Origin of the sequence: Klebsiella sp. 54 (assembly GCF_018223875.1) — a bacterium.
Lineage (GTDB): Bacteria > Pseudomonadota > Gammaproteobacteria > Enterobacterales > Enterobacteriaceae > Klebsiella > Klebsiella quasipneumoniae.
The window spans coordinates 1,619,121-1,644,459 of sequence record NZ_JAGRRA010000002.1; the positions used below are offsets into that span (position 1 = coordinate 1,619,121).

The 25,339-nt window shown below is 55.5% G+C and carries 25 protein-coding genes and 4 pseudogenes; 14 read left to right on the top strand and 15 right to left on the bottom strand.

The window, feature by feature from the left end; translation table 11 throughout:
- Positions 1–64: 64 nt before the first annotated feature.
- Complete coding sequence (locus KHQ24_RS09470; RefSeq protein WP_064150661.1) at positions 65–487, top strand: GNAT family N-acetyltransferase; 423 nt, start codon at positions 65–67, stop codon at positions 485–487.
- A gap of 140 nt (positions 488–627) precedes the next feature.
- Here KHQ24_RS09470 and asd read toward each other — a convergent pair whose 3' ends face one another.
- Positions 628–1,746 carry an aspartate-semialdehyde dehydrogenase gene (gene asd, locus KHQ24_RS09475; protein WP_211777244.1) on the bottom strand — a complete coding sequence of 373 codons (1,119 nt, stop codon included), beginning with the start codon at positions 1,744–1,746 and terminating at the stop codon, positions 628–630.
- A gap of 191 nt (positions 1,747–1,937) precedes the next feature.
- On the opposite strand from asd, the pseudogene KHQ24_RS09480 reads away from it, so the two are divergent.
- From KHQ24_RS09480 to fabF, 5 genes and pseudogenes are all read left to right on the top strand, one after another.
- Positions 1,938–2,057, top strand: a pseudogene (locus KHQ24_RS09480) (hypothetical protein); the annotation flags it as partial.
- A complete protein-coding gene (locus KHQ24_RS09485) occupies positions 2,054–2,611 on the top strand; it encodes a winged helix-turn-helix transcriptional regulator (RefSeq protein WP_053810366.1) in 558 nt (185 codons plus the stop codon). The pseudogene KHQ24_RS09480 and the gene KHQ24_RS09485, both read left to right, overlap by 4 nt.
- Positions 2,595–3,635 carry an HlyD family secretion protein gene (locus KHQ24_RS09490; RefSeq protein WP_017900267.1) on the top strand — a complete coding sequence of 347 codons (1,041 nt, stop codon included), beginning with the start codon at positions 2,595–2,597 and terminating at the stop codon, positions 3,633–3,635. Before KHQ24_RS09485 ends, KHQ24_RS09490 begins: the two co-directional genes overlap by 17 nt.
- On the top strand, positions 3,632–5,194 hold the full coding sequence (locus tag KHQ24_RS09495) for a DHA2 family efflux MFS transporter permease subunit (protein ID WP_049093216.1): 1,563 nt from the start codon (positions 3,632–3,634) through the stop codon (positions 5,192–5,194). Before KHQ24_RS09490 ends, KHQ24_RS09495 begins: the two co-directional genes overlap by 4 nt.
- Before the next feature lie 19 nt (positions 5,195–5,213).
- Positions 5,214–6,488 (top strand): beta-ketoacyl-ACP synthase II, encoded by a 1,275-nt coding sequence (gene fabF / locus KHQ24_RS09500; RefSeq protein WP_211777245.1) that lies wholly within the window; start codon positions 5,214–5,216, stop codon positions 6,486–6,488.
- Between the two features lie 3 nt (positions 6,489–6,491).
- Here the strand turns inward: fabF and KHQ24_RS09505 are convergent, their stop codons facing one another.
- Together KHQ24_RS09505 and KHQ24_RS09510 are read right to left on the bottom strand one after the other, a co-directional pair.
- The gene (locus KHQ24_RS09505; RefSeq protein WP_002905492.1) at positions 6,492–6,983 is read right to left on the bottom strand and encodes a DMT family transporter; all 492 of its coding nucleotides are present in this window, start codon (positions 6,981–6,983) and stop codon (positions 6,492–6,494) included.
- A gap of 9 nt (positions 6,984–6,992) precedes the next feature.
- Positions 6,993–7,427, bottom strand: coding sequence for a DMT family transporter (locus KHQ24_RS09510; RefSeq protein ID WP_004151877.1), 435 nt, complete (start codon positions 7,425–7,427; stop codon positions 6,993–6,995).
- Positions 7,428–7,525: 98 nt separating this feature from the next.
- Between KHQ24_RS09510 and KHQ24_RS09515 the strand changes: the two genes are divergently transcribed.
- The 3 genes and pseudogenes from KHQ24_RS09515 (at position 7,526) to KHQ24_RS09525 (ending at position 10,172) form a co-directional block, all read left to right on the top strand.
- Positions 7,526–8,461 (top strand): LysR family transcriptional regulator, encoded by a 936-nt coding sequence (locus KHQ24_RS09515; protein ID WP_002905496.1) that lies wholly within the window; start codon positions 7,526–7,528, stop codon positions 8,459–8,461.
- A 251-nt stretch (positions 8,462–8,712) separates the two neighbouring features.
- Positions 8,713–9,069: an ASCH domain-containing protein gene (locus KHQ24_RS09520; protein WP_074186510.1), complete on the top strand. Its 357-nt coding sequence runs from the start codon at positions 8,713–8,715 to the stop codon at positions 9,067–9,069.
- 204 nt (positions 9,070–9,273) lie between these two features.
- Positions 9,274–10,172 (top strand): annotated as a pseudogene (locus KHQ24_RS09525) (hypothetical protein).
- Between the two features lie 461 nt (positions 10,173–10,633).
- On the opposite strand, the gene KHQ24_RS09530 reads toward KHQ24_RS09525, so the two are convergent.
- A complete protein-coding gene (locus KHQ24_RS09530; RefSeq protein WP_170928056.1) occupies positions 10,634–11,434 on the bottom strand; it encodes an AraC family transcriptional regulator in 801 nt (266 codons plus the stop codon).
- Positions 11,435–11,526: 92 nt separating this feature from the next.
- On the opposite strand from KHQ24_RS09530, the gene KHQ24_RS09535 reads away from it, so the two are divergent.
- On the top strand, positions 11,527–12,252 hold the full coding sequence (locus tag KHQ24_RS09535; protein ID WP_048294885.1) for a type 1 glutamine amidotransferase: 726 nt from the start codon (positions 11,527–11,529) through the stop codon (positions 12,250–12,252).
- Between the two features lie 190 nt (positions 12,253–12,442).
- Here the strand turns inward: KHQ24_RS09535 and KHQ24_RS09540 are convergent, their stop codons facing one another.
- Genes KHQ24_RS09540 through KHQ24_RS09550 form a run of 3 tightly spaced genes read right to left on the bottom strand, consistent with a single transcriptional unit; the run spans position 12,443 to position 14,195 of the window.
- On the bottom strand, positions 12,443–12,751 hold the full coding sequence (locus KHQ24_RS09540; protein WP_017900257.1) for a YciI family protein: 309 nt from the start codon (positions 12,749–12,751) through the stop codon (positions 12,443–12,445).
- A 3-nt stretch (positions 12,752–12,754) separates the two neighbouring features.
- The gene (locus KHQ24_RS09545) at positions 12,755–13,390 is read right to left on the bottom strand and encodes an FMN-dependent NADH-azoreductase (RefSeq protein WP_017900256.1); all 636 of its coding nucleotides are present in this window, start codon (positions 13,388–13,390) and stop codon (positions 12,755–12,757) included.
- Positions 13,391–13,415: 25 nt separating this feature from the next.
- Positions 13,416–14,195 carry an alpha/beta hydrolase gene (locus KHQ24_RS09550; protein WP_043519598.1) on the bottom strand — a complete coding sequence of 260 codons (780 nt, stop codon included), beginning with the start codon at positions 14,193–14,195 and terminating at the stop codon, positions 13,416–13,418.
- Positions 14,196–14,267: 72 nt separating this feature from the next.
- Between KHQ24_RS09550 and KHQ24_RS09555 the strand changes: the two genes are divergently transcribed.
- A complete protein-coding gene (locus KHQ24_RS09555; RefSeq protein ID WP_017900254.1) occupies positions 14,268–15,314 on the top strand; it encodes a GlxA family transcriptional regulator in 1,047 nt (348 codons plus the stop codon).
- A gap of 213 nt (positions 15,315–15,527) precedes the next feature.
- On the opposite strand, the pseudogene KHQ24_RS24410 reads toward KHQ24_RS09555, so the two are convergent.
- From KHQ24_RS24410 to KHQ24_RS09570, 4 genes and pseudogenes are all read right to left on the bottom strand, one after another.
- Positions 15,528–15,811, bottom strand: a pseudogene (locus tag KHQ24_RS24410) (LysE family translocator); the annotation flags it as partial.
- A complete protein-coding gene (locus KHQ24_RS09560) occupies positions 15,805–16,425 on the bottom strand; it encodes a histidine phosphatase family protein (protein WP_004151880.1) in 621 nt (206 codons plus the stop codon). The gene KHQ24_RS09560 and the pseudogene KHQ24_RS24410, both read right to left, overlap by 7 nt.
- Positions 16,426–16,568: 143 nt before the next feature.
- Positions 16,569–16,793 carry a hypothetical protein gene (locus tag KHQ24_RS09565; RefSeq protein ID WP_004202530.1) on the bottom strand — a complete coding sequence of 75 codons (225 nt, stop codon included), beginning with the start codon at positions 16,791–16,793 and terminating at the stop codon, positions 16,569–16,571.
- A 193-nt stretch (positions 16,794–16,986) separates the two neighbouring features.
- The gene (locus tag KHQ24_RS09570) at positions 16,987–17,754 is read right to left on the bottom strand and encodes an AraC family transcriptional regulator (RefSeq protein ID WP_130947551.1); all 768 of its coding nucleotides are present in this window, start codon (positions 17,752–17,754) and stop codon (positions 16,987–16,989) included.
- A gap of 109 nt (positions 17,755–17,863) precedes the next feature.
- On the opposite strand from KHQ24_RS09570, the gene KHQ24_RS09575 reads away from it, so the two are divergent.
- Positions 17,864–18,655 carry a sulfite exporter TauE/SafE family protein gene (locus KHQ24_RS09575; protein WP_064187203.1) on the top strand — a complete coding sequence of 264 codons (792 nt, stop codon included), beginning with the start codon at positions 17,864–17,866 and terminating at the stop codon, positions 18,653–18,655.
- A gap of 100 nt (positions 18,656–18,755) precedes the next feature.
- Here KHQ24_RS09575 and puuE read toward each other — a convergent pair whose 3' ends face one another.
- From puuE to KHQ24_RS09590, 3 genes and pseudogenes are all read right to left on the bottom strand, one after another.
- Positions 18,756–19,655 carry an allantoinase PuuE gene (gene puuE, locus KHQ24_RS09580; RefSeq protein WP_225608507.1) on the bottom strand — a complete coding sequence of 300 codons (900 nt, stop codon included), beginning with the start codon at positions 19,653–19,655 and terminating at the stop codon, positions 18,756–18,758.
- Positions 19,573–20,444 (bottom strand): annotated as a pseudogene (gene hpxA, locus KHQ24_RS09585) (allantoin racemase). The gene puuE and the pseudogene hpxA overlap by 83 nt, the downstream one beginning before the upstream one ends.
- On the bottom strand, positions 20,444–21,160 hold the full coding sequence (locus KHQ24_RS09590) for a GntR family transcriptional regulator (protein ID WP_130939037.1): 717 nt from the start codon (positions 21,158–21,160) through the stop codon (positions 20,444–20,446). Before KHQ24_RS09590 ends, hpxA begins: the two are co-directional and overlap by 1 nt.
- Before the next feature lie 145 nt (positions 21,161–21,305).
- On the opposite strand from KHQ24_RS09590, the gene KHQ24_RS09595 reads away from it, so the two are divergent.
- A complete protein-coding gene (locus KHQ24_RS09595; protein ID WP_002905524.1) occupies positions 21,306–22,802 on the top strand; it encodes an NCS1 family nucleobase:cation symporter-1 in 1,497 nt (498 codons plus the stop codon).
- Positions 22,803–22,903: 101 nt separating this feature from the next.
- Complete coding sequence (gene guaD / locus KHQ24_RS09600; RefSeq protein ID WP_211777246.1) at positions 22,904–24,214, top strand: guanine deaminase; 1,311 nt, start codon at positions 22,904–22,906, stop codon at positions 24,212–24,214.
- A gap of 130 nt (positions 24,215–24,344) precedes the next feature.
- Here guaD and KHQ24_RS09605 read toward each other — a convergent pair whose 3' ends face one another.
- Positions 24,345–25,286: a hypothetical protein gene (locus KHQ24_RS09605; protein WP_117130020.1), complete on the bottom strand. Its 942-nt coding sequence runs from the start codon at positions 25,284–25,286 to the stop codon at positions 24,345–24,347.
- Positions 25,287–25,339: the final 53 nt, after the last annotated feature.

A 25,339-nucleotide genomic window follows, 5' to 3' on the forward strand; every position in this document is an offset into this window, starting at 1 on the left:
GGGGGAATGTGGCTATCCACCGGCCCGCACCCGCCCGGTATCAATACGTGAGGAGACGATGGTCATGGTGTTAATCAGGGCTGCTGAATCAAAAGATATCCCCGCGCTGAAAACGCTATTTCTGCAGCTGGGCTATCAGACGGAGACGGCGATCTTAGCGCAACGCATTACTGAACCCCAAAGTATGATGCATACGCTGGTGGCTGAAGCAGAAAACACCGTGTGTGGCGTGGTCGTTATCAATTTTATCTTACCGGTACATGAAAACCGATTGTGGGCATTAATTTCCGCGCTGGTGATAGAGGAATCGTCACGGGGTTCAGGGATAGGCCACCAGCTTCTCCATGCCGCAGAGCGCCTCGCCCGCGATAAACAATGCGCTCATATTGAGCTTTCAAGCAGTGAAAACAGAACCAGAGCGCATCAATTTTATGAAACTAACGGCTATAAGGAAGTCCGCAAACGCTTCGTTAAACGTTTGTCTTAGCCGCCAAGAAGTCTTTAAACGGAGCGATTGCGGCGCATGAACAGCAACATGTTCGTTAATATTGCGGTAATGCAGCCCGGGTGCCTTCCGGATATAACAAAAGCACCTGAGGCAGGTGCTTTTTGTCCGGATAATATCAGTTACACTTTGCCCAGCAGGATATTTAACATGCGGCGTAAAGGTTCCGCCGCGCCCCATAACAGCTGATCGCCCACCGTCAATACTGAATAAATCGGTTCATTATTTAGCGACATTTTCTTGTAGCGACCAATACCCACCTGCAGCGAGCCGCTAATAGCAGCCGGGGTCAATTTACTGACACTCTCTTGCTTATTATTGGGGATATAGTTTACCCACGGATGGGAATGGGTCACTAACTCAGCAAATTCCGCTTCGCTGACCTCACGTTTCAGTTTAAGGGTAATGGCAGCGCTGTGGCAGCGGATTACGCCGACCCGAATACATAAGCCATTGACCGGAATGGTGCCGGGCGCAAGGCCAAGAATTTTATTGGTTTCCGCCTCGCCCTTCCATTCTTCGCGGCTGTTTCCATCGCCAAGATCGCTGTCGATCCACGGAATGATGCTGCCCATCAGCGGGACGCCAAAATTCTCCACCGGCATGCCGGCGCTATTAATCAACTCACTCACTTTATTGACTAAAGGCAGCACGGAACCTGATGCCGTCAGTTCATCCGCAGATAAATGCTGACTGATATACGCGCTTTGCGCGATGAATTCCCGCACCTGTTTGGCGCCCGCCCCGGAGGCAGACTGATAGGTCATCACGCTCATCCATTCAATCAGGTCAGCCTTGATCAGCCCGGCCAGCCCCATCAGGCTCAGCGTGATGGAGCAGTTGCCGCCGACAAACAGTTTCATACCCGCTTTCACCGCGCGATCGATATTATCGCGGTTGACCGGGTCGAGAATAATGCAGGCGTTGTCATCCATCCGCAGCGCCGAAGCGGCGTCAATCCAGTACCCTTGCCAGCCAGAGTTAATTAACGCAGGATAGATGGCTTTGGTATAATCCCCGCCCTGACAGGTTATAATAATATCCATTTCGGCGAGGGCGCTAAGGGAATTCGCATCTTTCAGTTTGTCGCTTTTACCTTTAATAACCGGACCAGCGGCACCCGCACTGGAGGTACTAAAAAAATGCGCTGAAATATCGTCGAAATCATTTTCTTCGATCATGCGCTGCAACAATACTGAGCCAACCATGCCCCGCCAGCCAACAATACCCACCTGCTTCATTTATTTAACCTTAAAAAGTTATGAGAATGTTAATTTGAGTGTCGCCATACCTTATATCGTATCCCCCAATAAAGGTCATTACCCAGCACATCGATTTTTATCATTATTAAAATGTTTCATCTGCCATCAGCGATAGTTATCTCTTATTACGGTCAGGCAGATATAAGGCGGCGGAGACTGTTCAAAGGGAGAAACGACGTAGCGGAACGGCAGCGGCTTCTCCTCTGGCTGCCATGAATAGTCACTTGCATTTTGATAGTTACTATGTCAATTTGCTGGCAAAAGCCACTTGGTTACTGGACAGCCCATGAAAAATGAACCGCTTTGCCACGCTCCCTGCCCCATCGCCCGCAGCCTGGGCCGCATCGGCGACAGCTGGAGCATCATGATCCTGCGCGATGCCTTCGCGGGCTTTACCCGCTTTGACGAGTTCCAGAAAAGCAGCAACGTCGCGCCCAATATTCTGTCGCGCCGCCTGAAGGCGCTGGTCGACGACGGCCTGCTGGAGAAGGTGTGCTACAGCAGCACCCCGCCGCGCTACGAATACCACCTTACGCAACGCGGTCGCGATTTTCGTATGGTGCTGCTGGCGCTGGCGGAATGGGGTAACCGCCACTTCGCTCCCGAAGGCCGTCAGATGCAGCTGGTGGAAACCGCCACCCAGCGCCGCGTGGAGCCAGTCATGGTGGATAAAGCAACCGGGGAAGAGATTATCCCGGGTAAATACGCCATGGTGCCGGGCCCCGCCGCCTCGCCGCTGATGCAATATCGTCATGAATATCTGCTGCGCAAACGCGAAGGCGATAGCGGGCAAAAATTCCAGCCTGAACCCTACAGAGATGCCAACCATGAAGCTGGCCAGTAAGAAAAGCGTCCTCGTCCTGGCGGCCCTCTCCGCCGTTCTGGCGGCAGCGAGCTACGGCGCGTACTGGTGGCAAACCGGACGTTTTCTGCAGACCACCGATGACGCCTATGTTGGCGGCGACATTAGCGCCATCTCCAGCAAAGTCTCCGGCTATATCCAGCAGCTGGCGGTGCAGGACAATATGGCGGTGAAAAAAGGTGACCTGTTGATCCGCATTGACGACCGCGATTACCGCGCCGCCCTCGCGAAAGCCGCCGGAGAAGTGGCGGCGCAGCAGGCCGCGCTGGCCGATATCCAGGCTACCCGCCAGCTACAGCAGGCGACCATTGCCGGCTCTACGGCCTCGTTACTGGCCGCCACGGCGGCAACCGAAAAACTGGCTAACGACAACCGACGCTATAACGCCCTGGCCGCGTCGAGCGCGATTTCCGCACAGATCCGCGATAACGCCTCCGCCGATTATCGCCGGGCGCATGCCGAGCAGGAGAAAGCCAAAGCGGATAAAACCGTGGCCGAACGTCAGATGGCGGTGCTGGATGCTCGCCAGCAGCAAACCCTGGCTGCCCTGGCGCAGGCCCAGGCTAACCTCGAGATGGCCAGGCTGAACCTCAGCTATACCGATATTCGCGCGCCGTTCGATGGGGTGATTGGCAACCGCCGCGCGTGGTCCGGCTCCTTCGTCAGCAGCGGCACGCAGCTGCTCTCCCTGGTGCCCGCGCACGGCCTGTGGATTGACGCCAACTTTAAGGAAAACCAGCTGGCGCATATGCGCGCCGGCCAGGCGGTGACCATCGTCGCCGATGTGCTGCCGAACCATACCTTTAAGGGCCATGTCGCCAGCCTGGCGCCGGCGACCGGCTCACGCTTCAGCATTCTGCCGGCGGAGAACGCGACCGGGAATTTCACTAAAATCGTGCAGCGGGTGCCGGTCCGCATTGCGCTGGAAGGTGACGGGGCAAAGCTTGACGTCCTGCGCCCGGGACTGTCGGTGATCGTCACCGTGAACGAAAAGAGCCCTCGATGAGCACCGCTCAGGCGCTGTCCGCCCCGCAAAGTCTGTCGATGCCGACGGCGAAGAAAATCTTTGCCTTCGCCAGCATGTGCGTGGGGATGTTTATCGCCCTTATCGACATCCAGATTGTCTCCGCCTCGCTGCGGGATATCGGCGGTGGCCTGTCGGCAGGCGACGATGAGACCGTCTGGGTACAAACCAGCTACCTGATCGCCGAGATCATTATTATCCCGCTTTCCGGCTGGCTGGCCCGGGTCATGTCGACCCGCTGGCTGTTTGCCGCCTCCGCGGCGGGCTTCACGCTGATGAGCCTGCTGTGCGGCTGGGCGTGGAACATCCAGAGTATGATCGCCTTCCGCGCCCTGCAGGGGCTGGCGGGCGGGTCGATGATCCCCCTGGTGTTCACCACCGCTTTCGCCTTTTTTCAGGGCAAACAGCGGGTCATTGCCGCGGCGACAATCGGCGGCCTGGCCTCCCTCGCCCCGACGCTGGGCCCGACGGTGGGCGGCTGGATCACCGAAAACTACAACTGGCACTGGCTGTTCTTTATCAACGTTGTTCCGGGGATTTACATCGCGGTGGCAGTGCCGCTGCTGGTGAAAGTAGACAGCGCCGACCCCACTCTGCTGCGCGGCGCCGACTATCTCAGTATTCTGCTGCTGGCCGTGTCCCTCGGCTGCCTGGAATATACCCTCGAAGAAGGTCCTCGCTGGGGCTGGTTTGATGACGCGACCCTGACGACCACCGCCTGGGTCGCCCTGCTCTGCGGCGTGGCTTTTGTTATCCGCACCCTCCGCCATCCGCAGCCGGTGATGGATCTGCGGGCCCTGCAGGACCGAACTTTCAGCCTCGGCTGCTATTTCTCGTTTATGGCCGGCGTCGGCATCTTCGCCACCATCTATTTAACTCCGCTGTATCTCGGTAGCGTGCGCGGTTTCAGCGCGCTGGAGATCGGCCTGGCGGTATTTTCCACCGGCTTGTTCCAGGTCATGTCTATTCCGTTTTATTCGTGGCTCGCCAACCGCGTTGACCTGCGCTGGCTGCTGATGGCCGGGCTGATCGGTTTTGCGGTATCGATGTACAGCTTCGTCCCGATAACCCATGACTGGGGGGCGGACCAGTTGCTGCTCCCGCAGGCTTTTCGCGGACTGGCGCAGCAGTTTGCCGTCGCGCCAACGGTGACCCTGACGCTGGGCAGCCTGCCGCCTGCGCGCCTGAAGTTGGCCTCCGGGCTGTTTAATCTGATGCGCAACCTCGGGGGCGCCATCGGCATCGCCCTGTGCGGCACAGTGCTTAACGACAGAACCAATTTGCACTACAACCGCCTGGCGGACCATCTGAATAACGCCAACCTGGCAATGAGCGATTTTGTTCAGCGCAGCGCAGCAAACTTCGCCACGCAGGGGATCTCGCCGGATGCCGCGCAGACGGCGGCGCTGAAAAATCTTTCCGCGCTGGCGCTGCGGGAGGCGCGAACCCAGGCCTTTTCCGATGCTTTCTACCTCATCATGATGGGTTTTTTGCTTGCCGCGATGCTGGTTCCCTTGATGAAAAAGCCGCCGGCACACTGATACTACAGGAGAGTAAACTATGGGCGTTTCCGTTAAACGCATTGTCGTCACCGGGATGGGGATTGTCAGCCCGCTGGGCTGCGGCGTACAGCACGTCTGGCAGTCGCTGCTGGCAGGAAAGTCAGGGATCACCAGAATCAGCGAGCAGCTGGTCGCGGATATTCCCTGCAAAGTGGCCGGCCAGGTGCCGTCCATTGAAAGCGATCCGCTGCACGGCTTCGACCCGCTGGCGACCATCCCGGCGAAAGAGCGCAAAAAGATGGATCGCTTTATCGAGTTTGCGCTGGTCGCCGCCCGTGAAGCGCTGACCCAGGCCGGCTGGTCGCCAGCATCTGCGGCCGAACAGGAACGTACCGCCACGGTGATCGCCACCGGGATCGGCGGCTTCAGCGAGATCGCCAATGCGGTACATACCACCGATGAACGCGGGCCGCGTCGCCTCTCGCCGTTCACTATCCCCTCTTTTCTGGCCAACCTGGCCGCCGGGCATGTGTCTATCGCTCACGGCTTCCGGGGCCCCATCGGCGCGCCGGTCACCGCCTGCGCAGCGGGTGCCCAGGCCATTGGCGATGCGGCGCGGATGATCCGCAGCGGCGAGGCGGATATTGCCCTCTGCGGCGGCGCGGAAGCGGCAATTCATCGCGTTAGCCTGGCCGGGTTTGCCGCGGCAAGGGCGCTGTCCTGCGCCTCCAGCGACCAGCCGGAAGCCGCTTCCCGCCCCTTTGACCGCGACCGCGATGGATTTGTGATGGGAGAAGGCGCGGGGGTTATCGTGATCGAGTCGCTGGAGCACGCGCTGGCGCGCGGCGCTACGCCGCTGGCCGAGCTGGTCGGCTACGGCACCAGCGCAGATGCTTATCACCTGACCGCAGGCCCGGAAGACGGGAACGGCGCGCGTCGGGCCATGGAAACTGCCCTTCGCCAGGCCGGGGTAACCATCGAAGAGGTTGACCATATTAACGCCCACGCTACCTCGACGCAGGTCGGTGATAAAGGTGAGCTGGCGGCGATTAAAACGCTGTTTGGCGCGCATCCGGTCGCCATTACCTCGACGAAATCCGCCACCGGCCATCTGTTAGGCGCGGCCGGCGGGATTGAGGCCATCTTCACCATTCAGGCGCTGCGTGACCAGGTGGTGCCGCCGACGCTGAACCTGCATCACCTCGATGAAGAGGCGGCAGGCATGAATCTGGTGGCGCTGCAGGCCCGCCCGCAGAAGATGCGCTATGCGCTGTCGAACGGTTTTGGCTTTGGCGGCGTTAACGCCAGCCTGCTGCTGAAACGCTGGGAATAATCGTCAGCTCCCCCCCGGCGATGGCTGGCGGGGGATTTTCGCCGTGGCAGCTTTTGCCCTGCTGCTGGAGTAAATGAAGAACAGCGCGATACCCAGGCAGACAATGGCGCCGATTCGGCTCAGCGAGAATGGAATCGACGCATTGCCAAGCCAGCCGAAGTTATCGATCAGCATGCTCATGGTCAACTGACCAAAAATGACAGCGACCGTAGCCACTGCCGCGCCAATACGCTGGACGGCCAGTACCATAATAACGATATAAGGCACACCAAACATTGCGCCCAGCAGTTGCCATTTAGGCACGTCCATCAGCGTCAGGGTGTGTTTGGGTTCGAAGAAAAAGATCAGCAGCCCCGTCACCAGGGCGCCGACAGAAAATGTCAGGAACGCGCTTTTGAATACGCCAACCTTGCTGCCCAGCTGGCCATTGATAGCCGCCTGGATACTCAGCATGGCGCCACCGGCAACGGCGAGCAGAATCATGATAATAGTCATAATGTTACTTTACCCCTGTGCAACCATAACCAGCGCTGCAATGATGAAAATCAGCGCAATGATACGTTTACTGTCAATTTTCCTGCGTGACGTACCGAGCAGACCGAAGTGATCAATAATCAGGCTCTTGAACACCTGGCCTGCCAGGATGCCGATCATCGTCATGGCGATGCCGATTGCCGGCGTTACTACGGTCAGGATGATGACGTAAATCGGCCCAAGCACGCCGCCAAGCAGCTGCCACGCTGGTTGCGCAAAGAACGACGGACTGTTGCGCGGGCTGAAAAAAAGCATCAGCAGAAAGGTCAGCGCCGCGCCCACGCCGAATATGCTGAAGGTCGCCCAGAGGTCACCGACCTCCCCACCCAATGGTCCGAGCAATCCTGCCTCTATGGACAGTCCCATGCCTCCGGCAATGACGATGAAAATCAATATTAGCTGCATAGCAATCATCTCCAGTAGTCCAGGCGGAGGAGATTACGGCTTAATATGGATGAGAAAAATGCCATAATGAGATAAACACCTGTGCAGGATATGCATTAATGAATGAGCTTGGGAACATCAGTATTCGCGCCCTGCTGATTTTTATAGACGTCTATGAGACGCAGAATTTCTCTGTGGTGGCCCGGCGGGAAGGGATATCGGCCTCTCAGGTATCGCGGGTCATCCATCAGATGGAGGATGTGCTCGGCCAGCAGCTTTTTTACCGCAATACCCGGGCGATAATCCCGACGGAAAGCGGCCATCTTTTTATCCGCTATGCGCGAGCGATGACTGGCAGCATGGAGGAGGCGCGGCGGGAACTCAACGAGAGAACGCTTGAGCCTTCCGGAATGGTCCGCATAAACGCACCCGTATTCTTTGGACAGCGCCATGTCGCACCCGCGTTACCGGGCCTGACGGAGCGATATCCGAAGCTCAGCATTGAGCTTACGCTGACTGATGATTACATCGATCCGCACCGTGAGCCGGCTGACGTGATTTTCCGGATTGGCGTGCTGACGGATTCCGCATTTCATGCGCGCGTGTTTGGCCAGCAGTGCTATCATCTTGCCGCGTCACCGGATTATATCCGCCGGCACGGCATGCTGGGATCGCCCGAAGAGCTCGCCCGGCATAAATGCCTGGTCTACCGCGGTTCGTCAGGACCAAACCAATGGCTGCTGCGCCGGCACGGAGAGGAATGGGTGCACTACCCTGTCTCACCCCTGATGTCATCGAATAATGCTGAAACCCTGCTGATTGCCGCACTCGGAGGGATGGGGATTGTGCTGTTTCCTGACTGGCTGATTGGAGACCGGCTAAAGAGCGGCGAACTTATCGAACTGCTGCCGGAGCTGGATAGGTCCATAAAAACGGAGCCACAGCATATCGCGGCAATCTATCCGAATGCCCGCCACCCTCCGCTGAACGTGCGGGCGATTATCGATTACTACATCGACGCGTTCGGTTCACCGCTTTACTGGCAGTCTGAATAAGACAGGCGACTTTATGGTTCGTCTTGAAGTTAACTGCCGTTTCTGGCGCAGAGCAAACGCGTTCAATGCCCTTAAGGTCCGTTTTGAGCGAAAAACGGACCACACTATCTAAAGAAAGATATCGCTGATAATGTTGGGACCGCTCATGTTAAAAAGGTATGCCATTTCTTTTCATTGACGATAACGAAGGGATTTTCATGGTTGAGGTTGAGGAAATAAAAAAGAAGTATCCCGGCGCAGATGCCTGGCAAATGGGTGACAGTCCGGAGCTGGCTAACGAGCTTGCTGACCTGATCAAAAAAGGGATAAAAACGGCCTCTTGCGGATCTTTTGCCTCTTACCAGCAGGAAAAAACTGCCCCGAGAATTGGGAGTTATCACATTATTCTTGATGGCCAGAATGTTCCAGTTTGCGTGATCAGACTGATTTCGATGCAGCTGGTTCGTTTTTGTGATGTGACTGAAGCATTCGCCCGCAAAGAAGGTGAAGGCGATTTAAGCCTTGAATACTGGAAGAAAGAGCATCAGAGATTTTTCAGCTCCGAAGGTCATTTTTCTGAGGATATGGAGTTGATCGCAGAAGAATTTGAAGTGGTTGAGGTGCTGTGAGACAAGGTCAACGGGCTGACGTTTTTATCAATCGCCACTGATAACACTGTTCGCTTCTGGCGCGGAGCGGACAAGCTATCGAGCTAAAGGTTCGCATTGAGCAAGGAGCGGACGTGCCAGCTATAATTGGTAATAAAATGAGAGTAGAGCTATTCTAATTTGTTTATAAAGAACATTTTTACATCCAAGGGCGAAATATTTTTTATGCTATCTTACATGCTATCTCAATATGCCAGGCTACCTGTGCCTGAATTTACCCTACGTTCATGGCTAAAACAATGGTTGTCAGAGCAGGAATCGATGTGTACAGACAGAAGTTTCTCGGCGCGATTTCCCTGGAGAGAAACTGGATTATGTCAGGAATATTTTTTACAACGAAAACTCAAAATTGATGGAAAGCAATTTCTTACTGGCCCCCGTTATCAGGGCGGAAATATTAACAAACCTTTTATTGATATTGTAGGTATGGGTTCTGACCTAAATCATACTGCATTAGAACTCATTAGTAAGGAATGGTCACAACTCAGAGCTCAGTATGTTCGCATTCTTGTACCCGGCCAGTCCTTCCCGCAGGGTATTCCCGACCAGTATATATACGCCCCTCTTTTTCTGAACCCCCTGAATTCAATGATAAATCTCTTACTTTGCAAGTGGCGACATACGAAGATTTTGACTGGTGTTGTCAGGCTCTGGGCGATGCCTATAAGCATACATGGCAGACAGTTCGCGAACTTTCTGCAAACAATTTGGTAGCAGTTGATGACGAAGAGTTGTGTGACCATATTTCTGAGAGAGAAGTATATATTATCTATGAAAACGACGTTCGCGCCGGGTTGCTAATATGCCAGAAAGGAAACATCGCTTTTCTGCGAGGATATCGTATTACTGACAAAGTAATACTTCCTGCTTTTCGTGGTCGATCATTGTCAGCCCGAGCGCAACGCCTGCTGTACCGATTATTAACTCATTCCGATTCTGAACTATCTTTGTATATGGGCACAATTATTCCGGAGAATATCCCCTCGATGAAAACTGCAGAAAGAGCGGGACGAACTTGCATCCTAAGTTATCAATTTCTACCCATCTGCAGAACCCACGACTAACAGCAATGCTAATTTATCTTCAGCCTACTTCCGCTTTTGGCACACAGGGGACGTCAAGGGCCCGGGTGTACTCCCCTGGACGCACTAATGGGCGGTATGTGATTGTTGTGCAGGCTATCATATGGCCTGAGGTACAGCAGAATCAGGCTTCGTAGCAATGAGTCGGTTCACAGCGTCCGGAATCCACCCGGTGCCGTAAATCACCGCAAGGTCTGTCATAAGGTAATTTCATAACGTATCGCGACACCTTTTTTCTTGACGCAGGCCTTCTCTTTCACGGTTTGTCAGAACTGTGGACCGCAGTAATCTCCACTCCGTGCTTTAATCAATGAGAGTGTGTCGGGTGCAAATTAAACTACCTTTCTCAACAGCAAAGGCGGGATACGCCTACCCTCGCAGGGTTTCTGCGTCTGGTAATATGCCCATGACAGTCTCAAAGACCGCTTTGAGGGTTTCCCGGTTTAAGGCACATAATCGCGCGGCGTTGCCCCCAAAATGCAGCGAAAAGCAGCGGTAAAGGCTGCCGGGCATGAGAAACCAAGCTGGTAAGCGACCTGTTTGATTGGAATGCCGTTCGCAAGAAGATCCAACGAAGCGCAAATTCTGGCTCTCTGCTTCCATGTTCTAAAACTAAAGCCTGTATCCTTCATAAACAAGCGGGAAAAGGTCCGTTCCGACATGGCCGACATAAAAGCCAGCTCGCTTAGCGATGCTTCCCAGCGCTGATTGACCAGTAGCGATCTGGCCGCGCTAAATAATCGCTCATCATTCGGCATGGGTAGCGCCATCGTTAAAGGTGGAGCCTCGCTGAGAATTTCCAGAAGCAACAAAGCTATCTTCCGTTGAATCGGTCTGGCGTAGTCCTCACTGAACAGCCCAGCGATAAGCTCTTTGACTAACGGCGTAGCCGTGATCACATGCACCTGCTGACTCTTCGTAAAGCTCGTACATTCTGCGATAAGGCTACTGCTGAAATAGATCGCCCTGAGATCGGTTTGTGAAAGCAGATGGTAACTATGGATATGCAGAGGCGGTAACCATAATGCCCGCTGAGGAGGGATCACCCAACGGTCGCTCTCTGTTTGCACCAGCATAACCCCTCTGGTGGCGAAGAGTAGCTGCCCCTCAACATGATGATGGGGAGGATCTGCCTCGCCGCGTTGATAGCTTATCGCAGTACTGGACCAGCCTGTGGCCTCATCATGTCTTGGCGCTTTATCTATACTACCTGGCATTTCAGATTTAGCCCCTGCCATTATCATATCGAAACTGGAACCACCCGGAGAAGAGCCTTAGGCAATGGGTGCGTGACTTATCATTCTGATCATCAAAGATATTACAGGAGCTTAACCTCATGCGCGTACACTTTATCGTACATGAAAGTTTTGAAGCCCCGGGCGCATATGCAACCTGGGCAATAAACCAGGGTCATGATGTAACTTACTCACGCGTCTATGCAGGCGATCGGCTACCTGCTGACGCCGAAGGCATCGATTTTCTTATCGTTATGGGCGGTCCGCAAGATCCGGACACAACGCTTGAAGCGTGCCCGCACTTTAATGCTAAAGCGGAACAGACGCTGATTGCTTCCGCGGTTAAAACCGGTAAGGCGGTGATCGGTATTTGCCTGGGTTCACAGCTAATCGGTGAAGCGCTGGGCGCACCGTTCTCTCATAGCCCGGAAAAAGAGATTGGTAAATTCCCGATCACATTGACCGAAGACGGCAGGAAGGATGAGATGTTCTCTCACTTTGGGAAAACACTGGCAGTGGGTCATTGGCATAACGATATGCCGGGTTTGACGCCAGAGGCCAAAATTATTGCTTACAGCGAAGGCTGTCCGCGGCAGATCGTTGCCTATTCTGACCGCGTCTTTGGTTTCCAGTGCCACATGGAGCTCACATTGGACGTTGTAGAGCGGCTGATCGCTCATTCTGAGAAAGACCTGAGCCGTGCAGCAGAATATCGTTTCGTTGACACGCCTGAAGCGCTCCGGGCGCACGATTATAGCGAAATGAACCAAGTACTTTTTGGCTTTTTGGATAAGCTGGAGGCACGTTACAAAGCAGCGCAAGCATAATGTCATGCTGGTGAGCTTGCCGTCGGTTTTGATTTTAATGTCCGCTCCTGGCACAGAGCGGACAAGCTTCCTGAGTTGAAGGTCCGCTATGAACGAGGAGCGGACATAAAAATGATAAGAGAAAGTGCCCTCTAAATAACTGTTACGGAGTCATTTCACAGGATGCAGGGCACTTTACAGCGATTAATAGTCAAATGAAACGGGCTTTCTCTGCCCATTTCTCAGGGAATCCCTGCGCACATAGCGCTGGCTCAATACCCATTATTTCTGCATCGGCAATGTTATGCATGATGAAGGGGTCATCCTGAAGACAGTGTTGAATTTCACTTGCATTGTCTCCTTTAAAAAGTATGTAGCCGCCGGCATGATTGCTGAGGGGGCCAGCAAAAAGGATTTTGCCTTCTTTAAAACCCCTGACCAGCCATTGCTTATGTGCGTCAAGATGAGCAGAAATTGCATCGGGTTGTGTCAGGTAAGTCAGTGTAACGGCGTACAGCATGGTTCATTCCTTAGCGGCAAAAATCGCATTAATGGCCTGTGGAATTAAAGACAAAGCACGGGAAATTTCTCTGAGTTTTACGTCCTCACCTTTCGACACACCTTCAGCACGGACAAATTCAACACACGAGATGCCCAGGAAGCCCAGAAACTTGCGCAGGAACTGTTCCTGAAAATCCATATCTTCCAGTCCCGTACCGGCATAAAAACCGCCCCGCGCTGAGGCGATGATGACTTTTTTGCCCCCCGCAAGTCCAACGGGCCCAGCTGGGGTATAGCTGAAGGTTTTCCCTGGCTGAGCAATTCTGTCCATCCAGGCCTTCAGCTGGCTGGATACAGAAAAGTTGTACATTGGCGCGCCGACAACAATCATCTCGCTTTCAAGAAACTCCGAGACCAGAGCGTCTGATATTTGCTGCTCAGATGCCAGAAGGGGTGTAGCAATCGGCCGTTCCGATACAGACCTGAAACCTGAAGCGATCTCCCCGGTCAGATGACTGATTTCGTCTTTAACAAGATCCCGATAAGTCAGCTGATGCCCCTGACCGGTTGCCACCAGTTGCCTTACTATTTCAGCCGACAACTGGCGGGTTACTGAAAACTCATGGTTGATGCTGGAATCAAGATGGAGAATTTTCATTGCAAATTTTCCTGGCATGTACGGATCAGTGGATGCTCTGCGCCGCGTTAACAATCAATGCGGCAACCTCTTCGGGATGAGAAATCATGGACAGGTGGTCTGAGTGAATTCGCGTGATGTGCGCCCCAGCCTCATGGGCAAAACGGGCCTGTACTGACGGATTCAGCGCGTTGTCGTTTTCTGTGATGAGATACCAGGACGGTTTCTTTCGCCAGGCGGCTTCCTTCACTTTTTCCTGAAAGGCGGTAGCGGCGACAGGCTGCTGCACAGCAGCGAGCTGCCGGCTCTTTTTGATGCTTAGCTCATTGGCCATAACCTGTTGAAAAAACTCTGGCTCATCAAGCCAGATAAGGCCGTTCTTATCGGCTTCCATCCCTGTCATGGGTGCATGAAATCGCGCCAGTGCGTCAGATACGGATTGATTGCTGTCAGGAACAAGAGCGGATAAATAGACCAGTCCCCTGACGTTGCTCGCATTGCCAGCCTGAGTGATCACGGCTCCTGCCCATGAATGCCCCACGAGCAGAACGTTACCCTTCTGGCGCTCAAGCACACGCTCAGTTGCAGTTACATCGTCTCGTAATGACGTCAGAGGATTCTGAACAGCCGTAACGTGGTATCCCCTCTCTTGCAGCAGGGAGATGACGGCTGACCAGCACGAGCCATCAGCAAAGGCACCGTGAACCAGCACGATATTTTTTATCCCCTCTTCCTGTGCCATAAGCAACGGGCTATTCATGAATAGAAGACACAAGGCAAATGCTCCTTTTATCAGCGCACGTGACATAACATTTTTCATCCACATGTTTGTATTCTTCCTGCGGTGTTGAATTTCAGGCAGTGTAATCACCATGACAAAGGGTATGAAGTGTCATTAATGACAGGTAACATGCGAAATCAGACATTCTTCATGACGGGGTTAAACATGCGCGTTGCGTTACTTGCTCTTCCGGGCAGCATGCGTTCGGCGCTTGCGGGGCTGGCTGATATGTTCTGGCTGGCGAATCAGGTGGTCAGGATGAACCCTACGGTAAATCCTGAGTTATCCAGAGATGTTCCTTTATTCGACGTCAGGACGATTACCGCTGATGGTCAGCCGGTCAGGGATGTTCAGGGACGCAGTATTGAAAGTGATGGCGCATTTAGTGGACCTGATACCTTTGGGGTGATTATTGCCAGCGGTATGCAGCTGGATGAGCATAGATTTCCCGTTGACAGAGCCGCTGTATCAAATGCAGCCGAGTGGCTGAAAGTGAAGTATTTAAAGGGAAGCTGTATTGCCTCAGCCTGTGCAGGCAGTTTTGTACTGGGAGAAGCGGGTTTACTCAACGGACGGGTCTGCACCACAACGTGGTGGTTATATCCCACTTTCGCTGAACGCTATCCACTGGCAAAACCTGTATGGGGAAAAACCCTGGCCGAGCAGGACAATGTTGTCACTGCGGGTGGACCACTTTCATGGGTTGATCTGGTCATATACCTAGTTCGCAAATACGCAGGTAATGAGCTGGCAAAGTTAACAGCTGACATGGCCGTTGCTGACAGCCAGCCTCTGTCACAGCAAATTTATGCGCCCGCAGGTTTTCTCAATTCAAGACATCCTTTGCTGACTAAAGCAGAGAGCCTGCTTCGTTATCAAAATCCTGCAATGACGGTTGAGCAACTTGCTGCAGCTCTGAATATGACCACCCGGACGCTAAACCGTAAAATGAAACTACTCGTCCAGGAAAGCCCAAAAGACTTCATTACCCGAGTTCGTATTGAAACGGCATCCGTGCTGCTGGAAAGCCCAGGAAAAACTATTTCTCAGATCGCAAGTGCATGCGGATACGGCGATGAAACAGCGTTCAGGCGTGCCTTTAGCACCATAATGGGGATGTCCCCTGGAAGTTTCAGAAAGCGTCTTTTAATAAAGCGCCCTTGAGATTCGAGTTGCTAATGGACGCGTTGAACTTTCACCTGAGGATGGTGTTCCGCGCAGTTGCCGATCTGAACGGGATTAATTCCTGACCGGTATTCAGAGCAACATACCTATACTCCATGGCTGTCCGCTTCTGGCACAGAGCGGACGAACCAACTGAGGTTAAGTTCCAGTCTGAACGAGAAGCGGACAGCGGGTTTACAGGTTGTGTATACCTTAACGGGCTGATGTCGATACTATGCCGGCCCGCTAAACATCATGCGGATGACAACGCCTGTACACCGTTCCTGCCATTTGATATCGCCCGGGTGTTAAGAGCCGTTTCCAAACGTCCTTGATGCCATCGCGACTGAACCCAGGGAAACCATTCCAGCCCGCTTTTGAATACTCCCCAGAACAAGCAATTGCAACCAGACAGGACCCGCGACGGGAACGACAAACTGAGGAAGAACAGCAAACATGAACAGCAGGAATCTGGGGTAAGTCAGACTGTTTAATCCAGGTGACGTAAATGCGTCGCGATGCCCCATTTTAGGGCGGTACATCTTCCATTAATCAGTTCGAACACGGAGTAACTCGCGTTGGGTTGTGCATACCGGTGAAAATCATCCACAGCACCACTTTTTAGCATCGCAAGCACACCCTGAATGACCTGTCCGTGAGACACAATACATATTGTTCGATGATGACGTTTTTTTTCCAGATTGGTTAAAAAATGCATAATTCGCTGCGAAGCATGTGAGAGAGACTCACCCTCTGGCGGACAATACTCTGCATCAAGGTTGAATAACGCTTCTGCGGCGTCTGGATTATTCTGCAGGAGCTCTATGGTTGTCATACCTTCAAACTGACCAAAAGCCTGTTCTTTCAGAGCTGGTTCAGCTATCAGTGAACAATGAAAACTCTCCGCCAGGCGCTGTCCCATTTGCCAGGCCCGGCCAAGCGGAGAAGCGTAAACACATTCTACCCGGTAATCACTCGCTACAAACGCTGCCAGCAAGGCTGCTGTTTGACGCTCCCCACGAAGCGTCAAGGCGCTATCACTGTGTCCCTGAATAATACCTTTTACATTCCACTCTGTTTCCGCGTGTCGAACCAGTATTACTTGCATCATTGAAGGGTCACATATGCTGTTGTTTAAAATGTTACAAACTAAAAACACCCCGTTTATATGCTGGCAAGTTCTCAGCTCTCAACGAAAAACAGGAACACGTGTCGCTTACACGGATTATGTTCAGTAGCCCCTGCCGGCGGCCTCTATCTCAGTAAAACCTGAATCAGCTGTACGAAGATATACACTCCCGCTACCACTTGTATGATCCGAAAACCCCATCTGAAATAACGCCATTGATAACGTTCTCTGGCATCAGCCGCTTCAATGGCAGGATCAAAACGTTTTCTTTTCCTGGTTCTGAATGTATCGAATACCCACAGGACGAGAATGAAGATGATGATGACTTTTTCAAAGATTAGATGGTTCACAAAGAGAGATTCCGGTCTTCTCATGGTTACAGGCAGAATAGATAAACCGCATCGAGGTAGCCACCACTAAATGTTGGGGTACCTGAAGACGCAAGCCAGGTGTCTGTCTTATGGCTGCGTTAATGCATAGCAACGCCATGAAAGTGACATTCATTGCCGACACATGCTGCCGGGAGCCCCCTTCCCCTGAGCATCAGGCTGGGTGATAAAACGACGGCGGTTGCCCGGTCACGCGGCGGAACATGGTGGCGAAAGAGGACGCATTGTCGTATCCGAGGGATAAGGCCACTTCGTTCACCGGTTTCCCTGCTATCAACCATGCCAGGGCGCTCACCACGCAGGCTCGCTGTCGCCAGGCGGAAAATGACAGGCCCAGCTGCTTCAGGAAATGGCGGCGAAAGGTACTGGGACTCATAAACAGCGCCCTGGCCCAGCGCGCCGCAGGATCATGGATAGTGGGGTTAAGCAAAAAAGCCTGACAAAGCGCCAGCAGCGCCGGATGCTGTGGCAACGGAATGTCAAATTCGCGGACCGGCATGGCGGCCAGTTCCAGCAACATCAACTGTATCAGCATGCGATCGCGTGGGCTGTCGTACAACGGTGGTAAATCCACAGCCTCCAGCAGTAGCTGGCGCAACAGCGGCGAGACGCTGATCACTTCGCAACGATGGTGTTTAATGAAAGCGGACACACAATCTGGCTCAATATATAAGCTGCGCGTGGTCACCCCCACAAATCTGACAGCGTGCACGGTTTCAGGGGGGATCCAGACAGCATGTTGCGGAGGAACCACCCATTCTCCGTCCTGCGTAGTGACATACATCAGTCCGGTCGCGCCGTACAGCAGCTGTGCGCGACGATGCTGGTGCGGGGGCAGAATATACCCTTGCGCATAGTCATTGCCTAACGCCACCACTTCGCGATCGAGCCGATCGACCTCGTCAATTTTTACGTTGCGCACACCTGTCTCCCTTTGACCGATTTACAAAGGTAATTGAGCGCTGTGCAAATGGGAAGCTGTACGCGACCGGTATAAGCTGCTCGCTCATTTTCAGGGCGGGGATATTCTGTTGAATGATATCGTTATTATTGCACTGGCAGGCTTTACTACCGGCATTACCACGGTGCTGTTCGGCTTCGGCGGCGGCTTTGTGGTGGTGCCATTTGTCTATCAACTGATGCTCCGCCAGCCGGAACTCACGGAAAATGCTATGCACGTCGCGGTGGCTACCTCAACGGCGGTGATGATATTTAACGCCGGCTGGATCAGCTATCGTAACTGGCGAGCGGGCAAGCTTGCCGCACAGACGCTGTTTCCTTTGATATGGTTTATAGCCATTGGGGCAGTAGCGGGCTCCTGTCTGGCGGGGTTATTTAGCGAGAATATCGTTCGCGCGCTGTTTATTCTCTATATGCTGGCAACCATCAGCGATTGTTTGTTGCGCAAGGGATTTTTCACGGGCAGCGCTCGGCGTCGGCTGTCACTGCCAGTGGTCACCGGCGGCGGTGTGGTTATCGGTACGATTGCCGCATTGCTGGGCGTGGGCGGCAGCGTCATGACGGTGCCCCTGCTACGGCGACACGGGTATGCGATGCAGGAGTGCGTTAGCGCATCCAACCCGCTTTCTTTGCCCGTGGCGCTATGCGGCGCTGTGACCTATGCCATCATTGGCTGGCACACCATTCCGTTGAGCGGATTTCTGGGTTTTATCAGCCTGAAAATTCTAGGCCTGCTCGTCCTGACCGGCTGGGCCGGGATAGCGTTTAGCCGCCGGGCTATCTCTGCGGTACCGGATGTATGGTATGCACGCATCTATGTCCTGCTACTGTTCCTGGTACTCCTCGCCATGCTCATTCAATAATCACGATTCATCACGGCGTCTTTCAGGGTTTATCGGTGCAAGAGTCGCGATCGGGTGATGCCCTCTCCCCGGGGAGAGGGCCAGGAAAAGGGGCAGCAGGCTACCCGCGATACGGATGAACCTCGCGCCAGTGGTCGGCGATCTGCTGCCGGGTGCAGACCCACACCTTGTCGTGCTGCTGGATATAGTCGAGGAATCGCTGCAGCGCGCGGAAACGCCCCGGACGCCCAAGCAGCCGGCAGTGCATCCCCACGGACATCATCTTCGGCGCGGTTTCTCCCTCGGCGTACAGTACGTCAAAGCTGTCTTTCAGATAGGTATAAAACTGCTCCGCGGTATTGAATCCCTGGGCGGTGGCAAAGCGCATGTCGTTGGCGTCAAGAGTATAAGGCACGATCAGGTGCGGTCGGCGGCTGCCGTCGCTGCAGGCCACTTCGCTCCAGAAGGGTAAATCATCACCGTAATAATCGCTGTCATAGTCAAAGCCGCCGTGCTCCACCACCAGCTGGCGGGTGTTGGGACTGTCGCGGCCGGTATACCAGCCGGTGGGCGGCTTGCCGAACAGGTCGGTCAGCACCTGCACCGCTTTGTGCAGATGCTCGCGCTCCGCGGCGATATCCATGTGCTGATAGTGGATCCAGCGCCAGCCGTGGCTGACCACATCGTAATCCGCCGCCTTGATTGCCGCCACAATCTCCGGATGACGCGCTAGCGCCATCGCCACGCCGAAAACCGTCAGCGGCAGCCCTCGCTGGCTGAATTCGCGATGGATGCGCCAGAACCCGGCCCGACTGCCGTACTCATAGAGCGAGTCCATCGACATATGACGCGCCGGATAGCTGGCGGCGCCGATGATATCGGACAGGAACTGTTCCGAACCCGCATCGCCATGCAGGACGTGATTCTCCGCGCCTTCCTCATAGTTGAGGACGAACTGCACCGCGATCCGCGCCCCGCCCGGCCAGCGCGCGTGCGGCGGCTGCCCTGCATAACCTCGCAGATCGCGAGGATAGTGTTCCTGGTTCTCAACCATCTTCTGCCCCTTTTAAAATGGATTTAACGACTGAAATTGCCCGCTTAACGCCTTTTTCTCCGGGAACGCTAAGTCCCCGTGCTTGCTGGTCGCCAGGCCCAGCGCGACCAGCGACTCCACCATCTTCACCGCCGCGCTGACGCCATCGATCACCGGCACCCGCAGCTCGCGGGTCAGCTCCTGCGCCAGGGTCGCCATCCCGCCGCAGCCAAGGACTATCGCCCCGCTGCCATCCTCTTTCAGCGCGCGAATGCAGCGCTCGCGCACTTTCTCCTGCGCCAGGCCGCTGCCGTCTTCCAGCGCCAGCACCGGTAAATCAATGGCGTGCAGCGCCGCGCAGTGTTGATGAAATCCGTACTGGTGCAGTAAATGACGGGCGATGATCAGCGTGCGCGGCAGCGTGGTCACAATGGAGAAACGGGTGGCGACCATCGTCGCCATATGCATCGCCGCTTCCGCAATGCCGATCACCGGCCCCTGGGCCAGTTCGCGCGCTGCCAGCAGCCCCGGGTCGCCGAAGCAGGCGATCACATGTCCATCCACCCCCTGCTCGCGTCCGGCCTTGATCTGCTCCAGCACACCGACCGCTGCGATGGCTTCGTCAAAATGGCCCTCAATTGACGGCACCCCGGCGCGGGGACAGACCGCAAGGATCTCGGTGCCCGGCGCGGCGACCGCGCGCGCGGCGGCGCCTATCGTTTCGGTCATCGCCAGGCTGGTGTTGGGGTTAATCACTTGTATACAAACAGAAGACATCACGACTCCTTGTGACCGGCGAACAGCCGGGAAAAATCGGGCAGGCTGACGCCATCGCGCTCGAAGCACAGGCTGGCGACAATATGATCAAAATGGTGCATCAGCGCCTCGCTGAGCGGCTGCAGGGCTTTATCCCGCAGCAAACCGACCAGCTGCTGGTGATCGTCGCAGCGACAGCCCTGGCGCCAGGGTGCGCCCCAGGCGGCAATCACTAACGAGGAACGCTGGCTGAGGCGGGTCACCATCTCGGTGAGCACCGGGTTGCCGGAGATAGCCTGCAGCTGAATGTGAAAGTCAGCGGAGTGGCGGATGGCCGCCGGGCCGTCGTGCGCCTCATGAGCCTGCTGCTCACGCTGAATAATGTTCTCCAGCGCCACCAGATGCGGCGGCTGACAGCGCGCGATCACATCGGGTAGATTCGCGACCTCAAGCAGCGCACGGGTGCGAAAGATCGCCTGGGACTCTTCCACGCTCGGGCTGGTGACGTGTGCACCACGTTTGGGCGTTAATGTGACCAGTTGCACAGCGGCGAGTCGTTGCAGCACTTTTCTGATGCCGGTGCGGCTCACGGCGAACACTTCCGCCAGCGCCTCTTCCGGCAGTTTGCTGCCCGGCGGCAGCTGATGTTCGACGATAGCCGTCATCAGCGCCTGGTAAATGCTTTCGTCCTTATCCTGCAGCGCTGGCGCGGCCTGGAGACGATGTTCATTATTCATTAACCCACTCCGGTTTCACTTATCGATAGCAGATCGTATACATAAAATTTATTTTTTGTATACAAGATTCATCATTCTGGCCTGGATCCTGCAATAGCCTCAGCAATCCATATCAAAAGGGTTTTCATTCAGAGGAGCAGGTTTCATGCCACATTCATCCCACACGCAGCAGACGAAGACTCACGAGGCGGCCGCCGGCTATAGTCCGCGGCTATGTAATGACGATCTGGCGCCCACCCGCGACCAGAACTGGAGCTGGTACAATATCTTTTCGTTCTGGATGTCGGACGTGCACAGCATGGGCGGCTACGTGGTGGCGGCAAGCTTTTTTACGCTTGGGCTGGCCAGCTGGCAGGTTTTGCTCTGCCTGCTGGTGGGCATCTGTATTGTGCAGCTGTGCGCTAACCTGGTGGCGAAGCCCAGCCAGATGGCCGGGGTGCCTTACGCGGTGATCTGTCGTCAGGCGTTCGGTGTCTTCGGCGCCAATATCCCCGCGGTGATCCGCGGGCTAATCGCCTTCGCCTGGTACGGTATTCAAACCTATCTGGCGGCGAACGCCCTGATGCTGGTCCTGCTCAAGTTCTGGCCCTCCCTTTCCTCGCTGACCAGCAGCAGTTTCCTCGGGCTGTCGACGCTCGGCTGGCTCTGCTTCGCCACCATGTGGCTGCTGCAGGCGATGGTGTTCTGGCACGGCATGAACGCCATCAAGCGTTTTATCGATATCGCCGGTCCGGCGGTGTATGTGGTGATGTTGGCCCTGGCCGGCTGGATTGTATACAAGACCGGTCTGGATGGGATCTCCTTTACCCTCGCCAGCAAATCCCTCAGCGCTGGCGAGCAGACCTGGCAGATGATCACCGCCACGGCGCTGGTCGTCTCTTACTTCTCCGGGCCGCTGCTCAACTTCGGCGACTTTTCCCGCTACGGCAAAAGCATGGGCGAGATCCGCCGCGGCAACCGCTGGGGGCTGCCGTTCAACTTCCTGCTGTTCTCGGTGGTCACCGTGGTGATAGTCTCCGGCACCCAGTCGCTGTTCGGCAAAATGATCACCGATCCAATTGAAACCGTCAGCCGCGTTGGGAACGATCTGGCGGTGGCCATCGGCCTGCTGACCATGATCACCGCCACTATCGGCATCAATATCGTGGCTAACTTCGTCTCGCCAGCCTTCGATTTTTCCAACTGCGCGCCGCAGAAAATCAGCTTCCGCGCCGGCGGGATGATCGCTGCGGTGGGCTCGATACTCCTGACGCCGTGGAACCTGTTTAACTCACCGGAGCTGATCCACTATACCCTCGACGTGCTGGGTGCCTTTATTGGCCCGCTGTTTGGCATCCTGATCGCCGACTTCTATCTGATCAAACGCGGCCGGGTGTCGGTGGACGACCTGTTTGACGATACGCCGAAGGGTAAATACTGGTACCGCAACGGCTTTAACCCGAAAGCCATTGCCGCCCTGCTGCCGTCGGTGGGCCTGGGACTGATTATCAGCTTTATTCCGGCCCTGCATGAAGTGGCGAACTTCAGCTGGTTTATCGGCGTCTTCCTCGGCGCGACCACCTACCGCTGGCTGGCTCGCGACGAGCGCGAAGTGCAGGCGAAAGCCGCCTTCCGCTCCGGCGCGGTGGCGCAAAAAGAGTAACCTTCCCCTTCTGCCGCGGCGTCTGGCCGCGGCAGGCTGCAAACTGGCACCAATCTTGCTGTTTATCACTATTCCCAGAGTGTTAAGAGAAGGCAGGTTCGATGATGGATTACCAGACCGCGGTGCGCGGTGCATTTTTTGATATCGCCGGCGTGGCGGAGACCCCGGATGAGGTGGCCGCCCAGGCCCGCTATCTCGATGATGGCCTGTTGTTCTTGCAGGACGGAAAAATTGTCGCGCTGCTGCCATGGCAGGAGGGTGAAGCCTTTCTGCATCCGCTGAAGGGCTATGTTGACCTGCGGGGTAAACTGCTGTTGCCGGGGTTCGTCGATGCCCACGTCCACTATCCGCAGACCGAGATGATCGGCGCCTTTGGCGAACAGCTGCTGGAGTGGCTTACCACTTACACCTTCCCGGTGGAGAGCCAGTTTGCCGATGCGGAGTATGCCCAGGAGATAGCGCAGTTTTTTGTAAATCAATTGATAAGCCATGGAACCACCACCGCGCTGGTGTTTTGTACCCTGCATCCGGCCTCGGTGGAGGCGTTATTCAGCGAAGCGCTGCGCCTCAATATGCGCCTGATCGCCGGGAAAGTGATGATGGATCGCCATGTGCCCGACTACCTGTGCGAAACCGCCGGGGAGAGCTACGAGCAGACCCGGGGGCTGATCCGCCGCTGGCATCAGCGCGGCAGGCTGGGGTATGCCATTACCCCGCGCTTTGCTCCCACCTCGACGCCGGCGTTGCTGGAGGCGGTGCAGCGTCTGCGGGCCGAGTTTCCCGATACCTGGCTGCAGACGCATCTCAGTGAAAACCGCGAGGAGATCGCCTGGGTTAAGCAGCTGTGGCCGGAGCATGCGCGCTATCTGGATGTCTATCATCACTATCAGCTCACCGGCGAACGCAGCGTATTTGCACACGGGATCCATCTTGATGATGCCGAGTGGCAGTGCCTGCATGACACCGGTTCCGCAGTCGCCTTCTGTCCGACCTCGAATCTGTTTCTCGGCAGCGGGTTGTTTCGCCTGCCCGCCTGCTGGCAGCACCAGGTGCGGATGGGTATCGGCAGCGACGTCGGGGCCGGGACCACCTTCAGCATGCTGCGGACGCTGGGCGAGGCCTACAAGGTAGGACAATTGCAGAGCTATCGCCTGCGCGCCATCGAGGCCTTCTATCACGCCACCCTCGGAGGCGCGCGCGCCCTGCGGCTGGAAGAGAAGATTGGCAATTTTCAGCCGGGCAAAGAGGCCGACTTTGTGGTGATTGACCCGGCGGTCACTCCGCTGCAGCGTCTGCGGATGGGCCGCTGCCATGATATTTATGAGCAGCTGTTCGTACTGATGACCCTGGGTGATGAGCGTAATATCAGCGAGACGTGGGTGAACGGCGAGCGGGTGTGGTGTCAGGATTAACCCTCACCCTGGCCCTCACACTGGGGGGAGAGGAAACCGTCTGGCTGCGGGGACGGTTATGGACCCCCTTCGCCCTGGTCTCTCCCGGGGGTAAGAAGGCGCTGGCCGGCGGCAGCTGGGTTAATGGCCTTCAAAAACTCATCGCCAGTCCAACGCCATAGCCCGTGGTGTTATTGCCGAACATATAGCGCGCCACCAGCCGGGTGCGGGTGATAAAGACCGGGTATTTACTGCTGTCCAGCTCGAGGCCAATCCCCAGCGACGTTAAACCGGAGAAGCCCAGCGCCCCTCGCTGTTCGCCCAGATATGCAGTATGCGCCCCCTCCAGCACGTAGCGCAGCGGATTGCCCAGCAGCGTCCAGTCAGCGATCGGCGCGCGGCGGCGCAGATACAGACCGAGATTCTCCGCGCTGGCCTCCCCCTGCACCACCTCGGCCCTGCTGCCGAAACTTTGCAGTTGCATATAGGAGTAACGCAGCTCGGCATCAATATCCTGGGTGGCGGAGAAGCGTTCATAATCCAGCATCAGCGCCCCGCCGAGCCCCCATGCATTGAACCGACCGCCGTCGAGGAACTGCAGATCGGCGTTGGTTTTTCGCTCAATTACCCAGCTGCCGAGGCGCGCATCGCTGGCCAGGGTGCCGAGCATCACATTGACGATCGGCCGCAGCACCAGGTTGCCGCCAAAGCGATCCCGGTGCAGCGAAAAATCCCAGCCGACGCCGCCGGTGGTGGTCAGGCTGTTCCACTTGGTGGGCACATTCCGCGTCTGTTCGCCATTGCTGACCACAAAACGCGGGTCGTAACGGCTGTAGCCCATCGTTCCTTCGAGATAGAGAGGAAACGACTCGCTCAGGGTCGCCCCGCCGCCAAACTGAGTAATGGCCAGGTTGTGTTTGTCGTTGCTCCCGGAGCCAATATTGAGATCGCTGGCGGTCACGTCGGGGACCACGGTATAGCTCATCAGGGTCAGGACAGCATCGGCACGCTGCTTGATGGCGTGACCGTTCGCCGCCAGCGTCGCCGGCGCAGAAAGAAAAACTACCGACAGGACAACGAGAAAACGCACCATGAGTCGCATGCCACCTCAGCCGCAGGCAAACAAGATTACCGCCCAAATCAGCA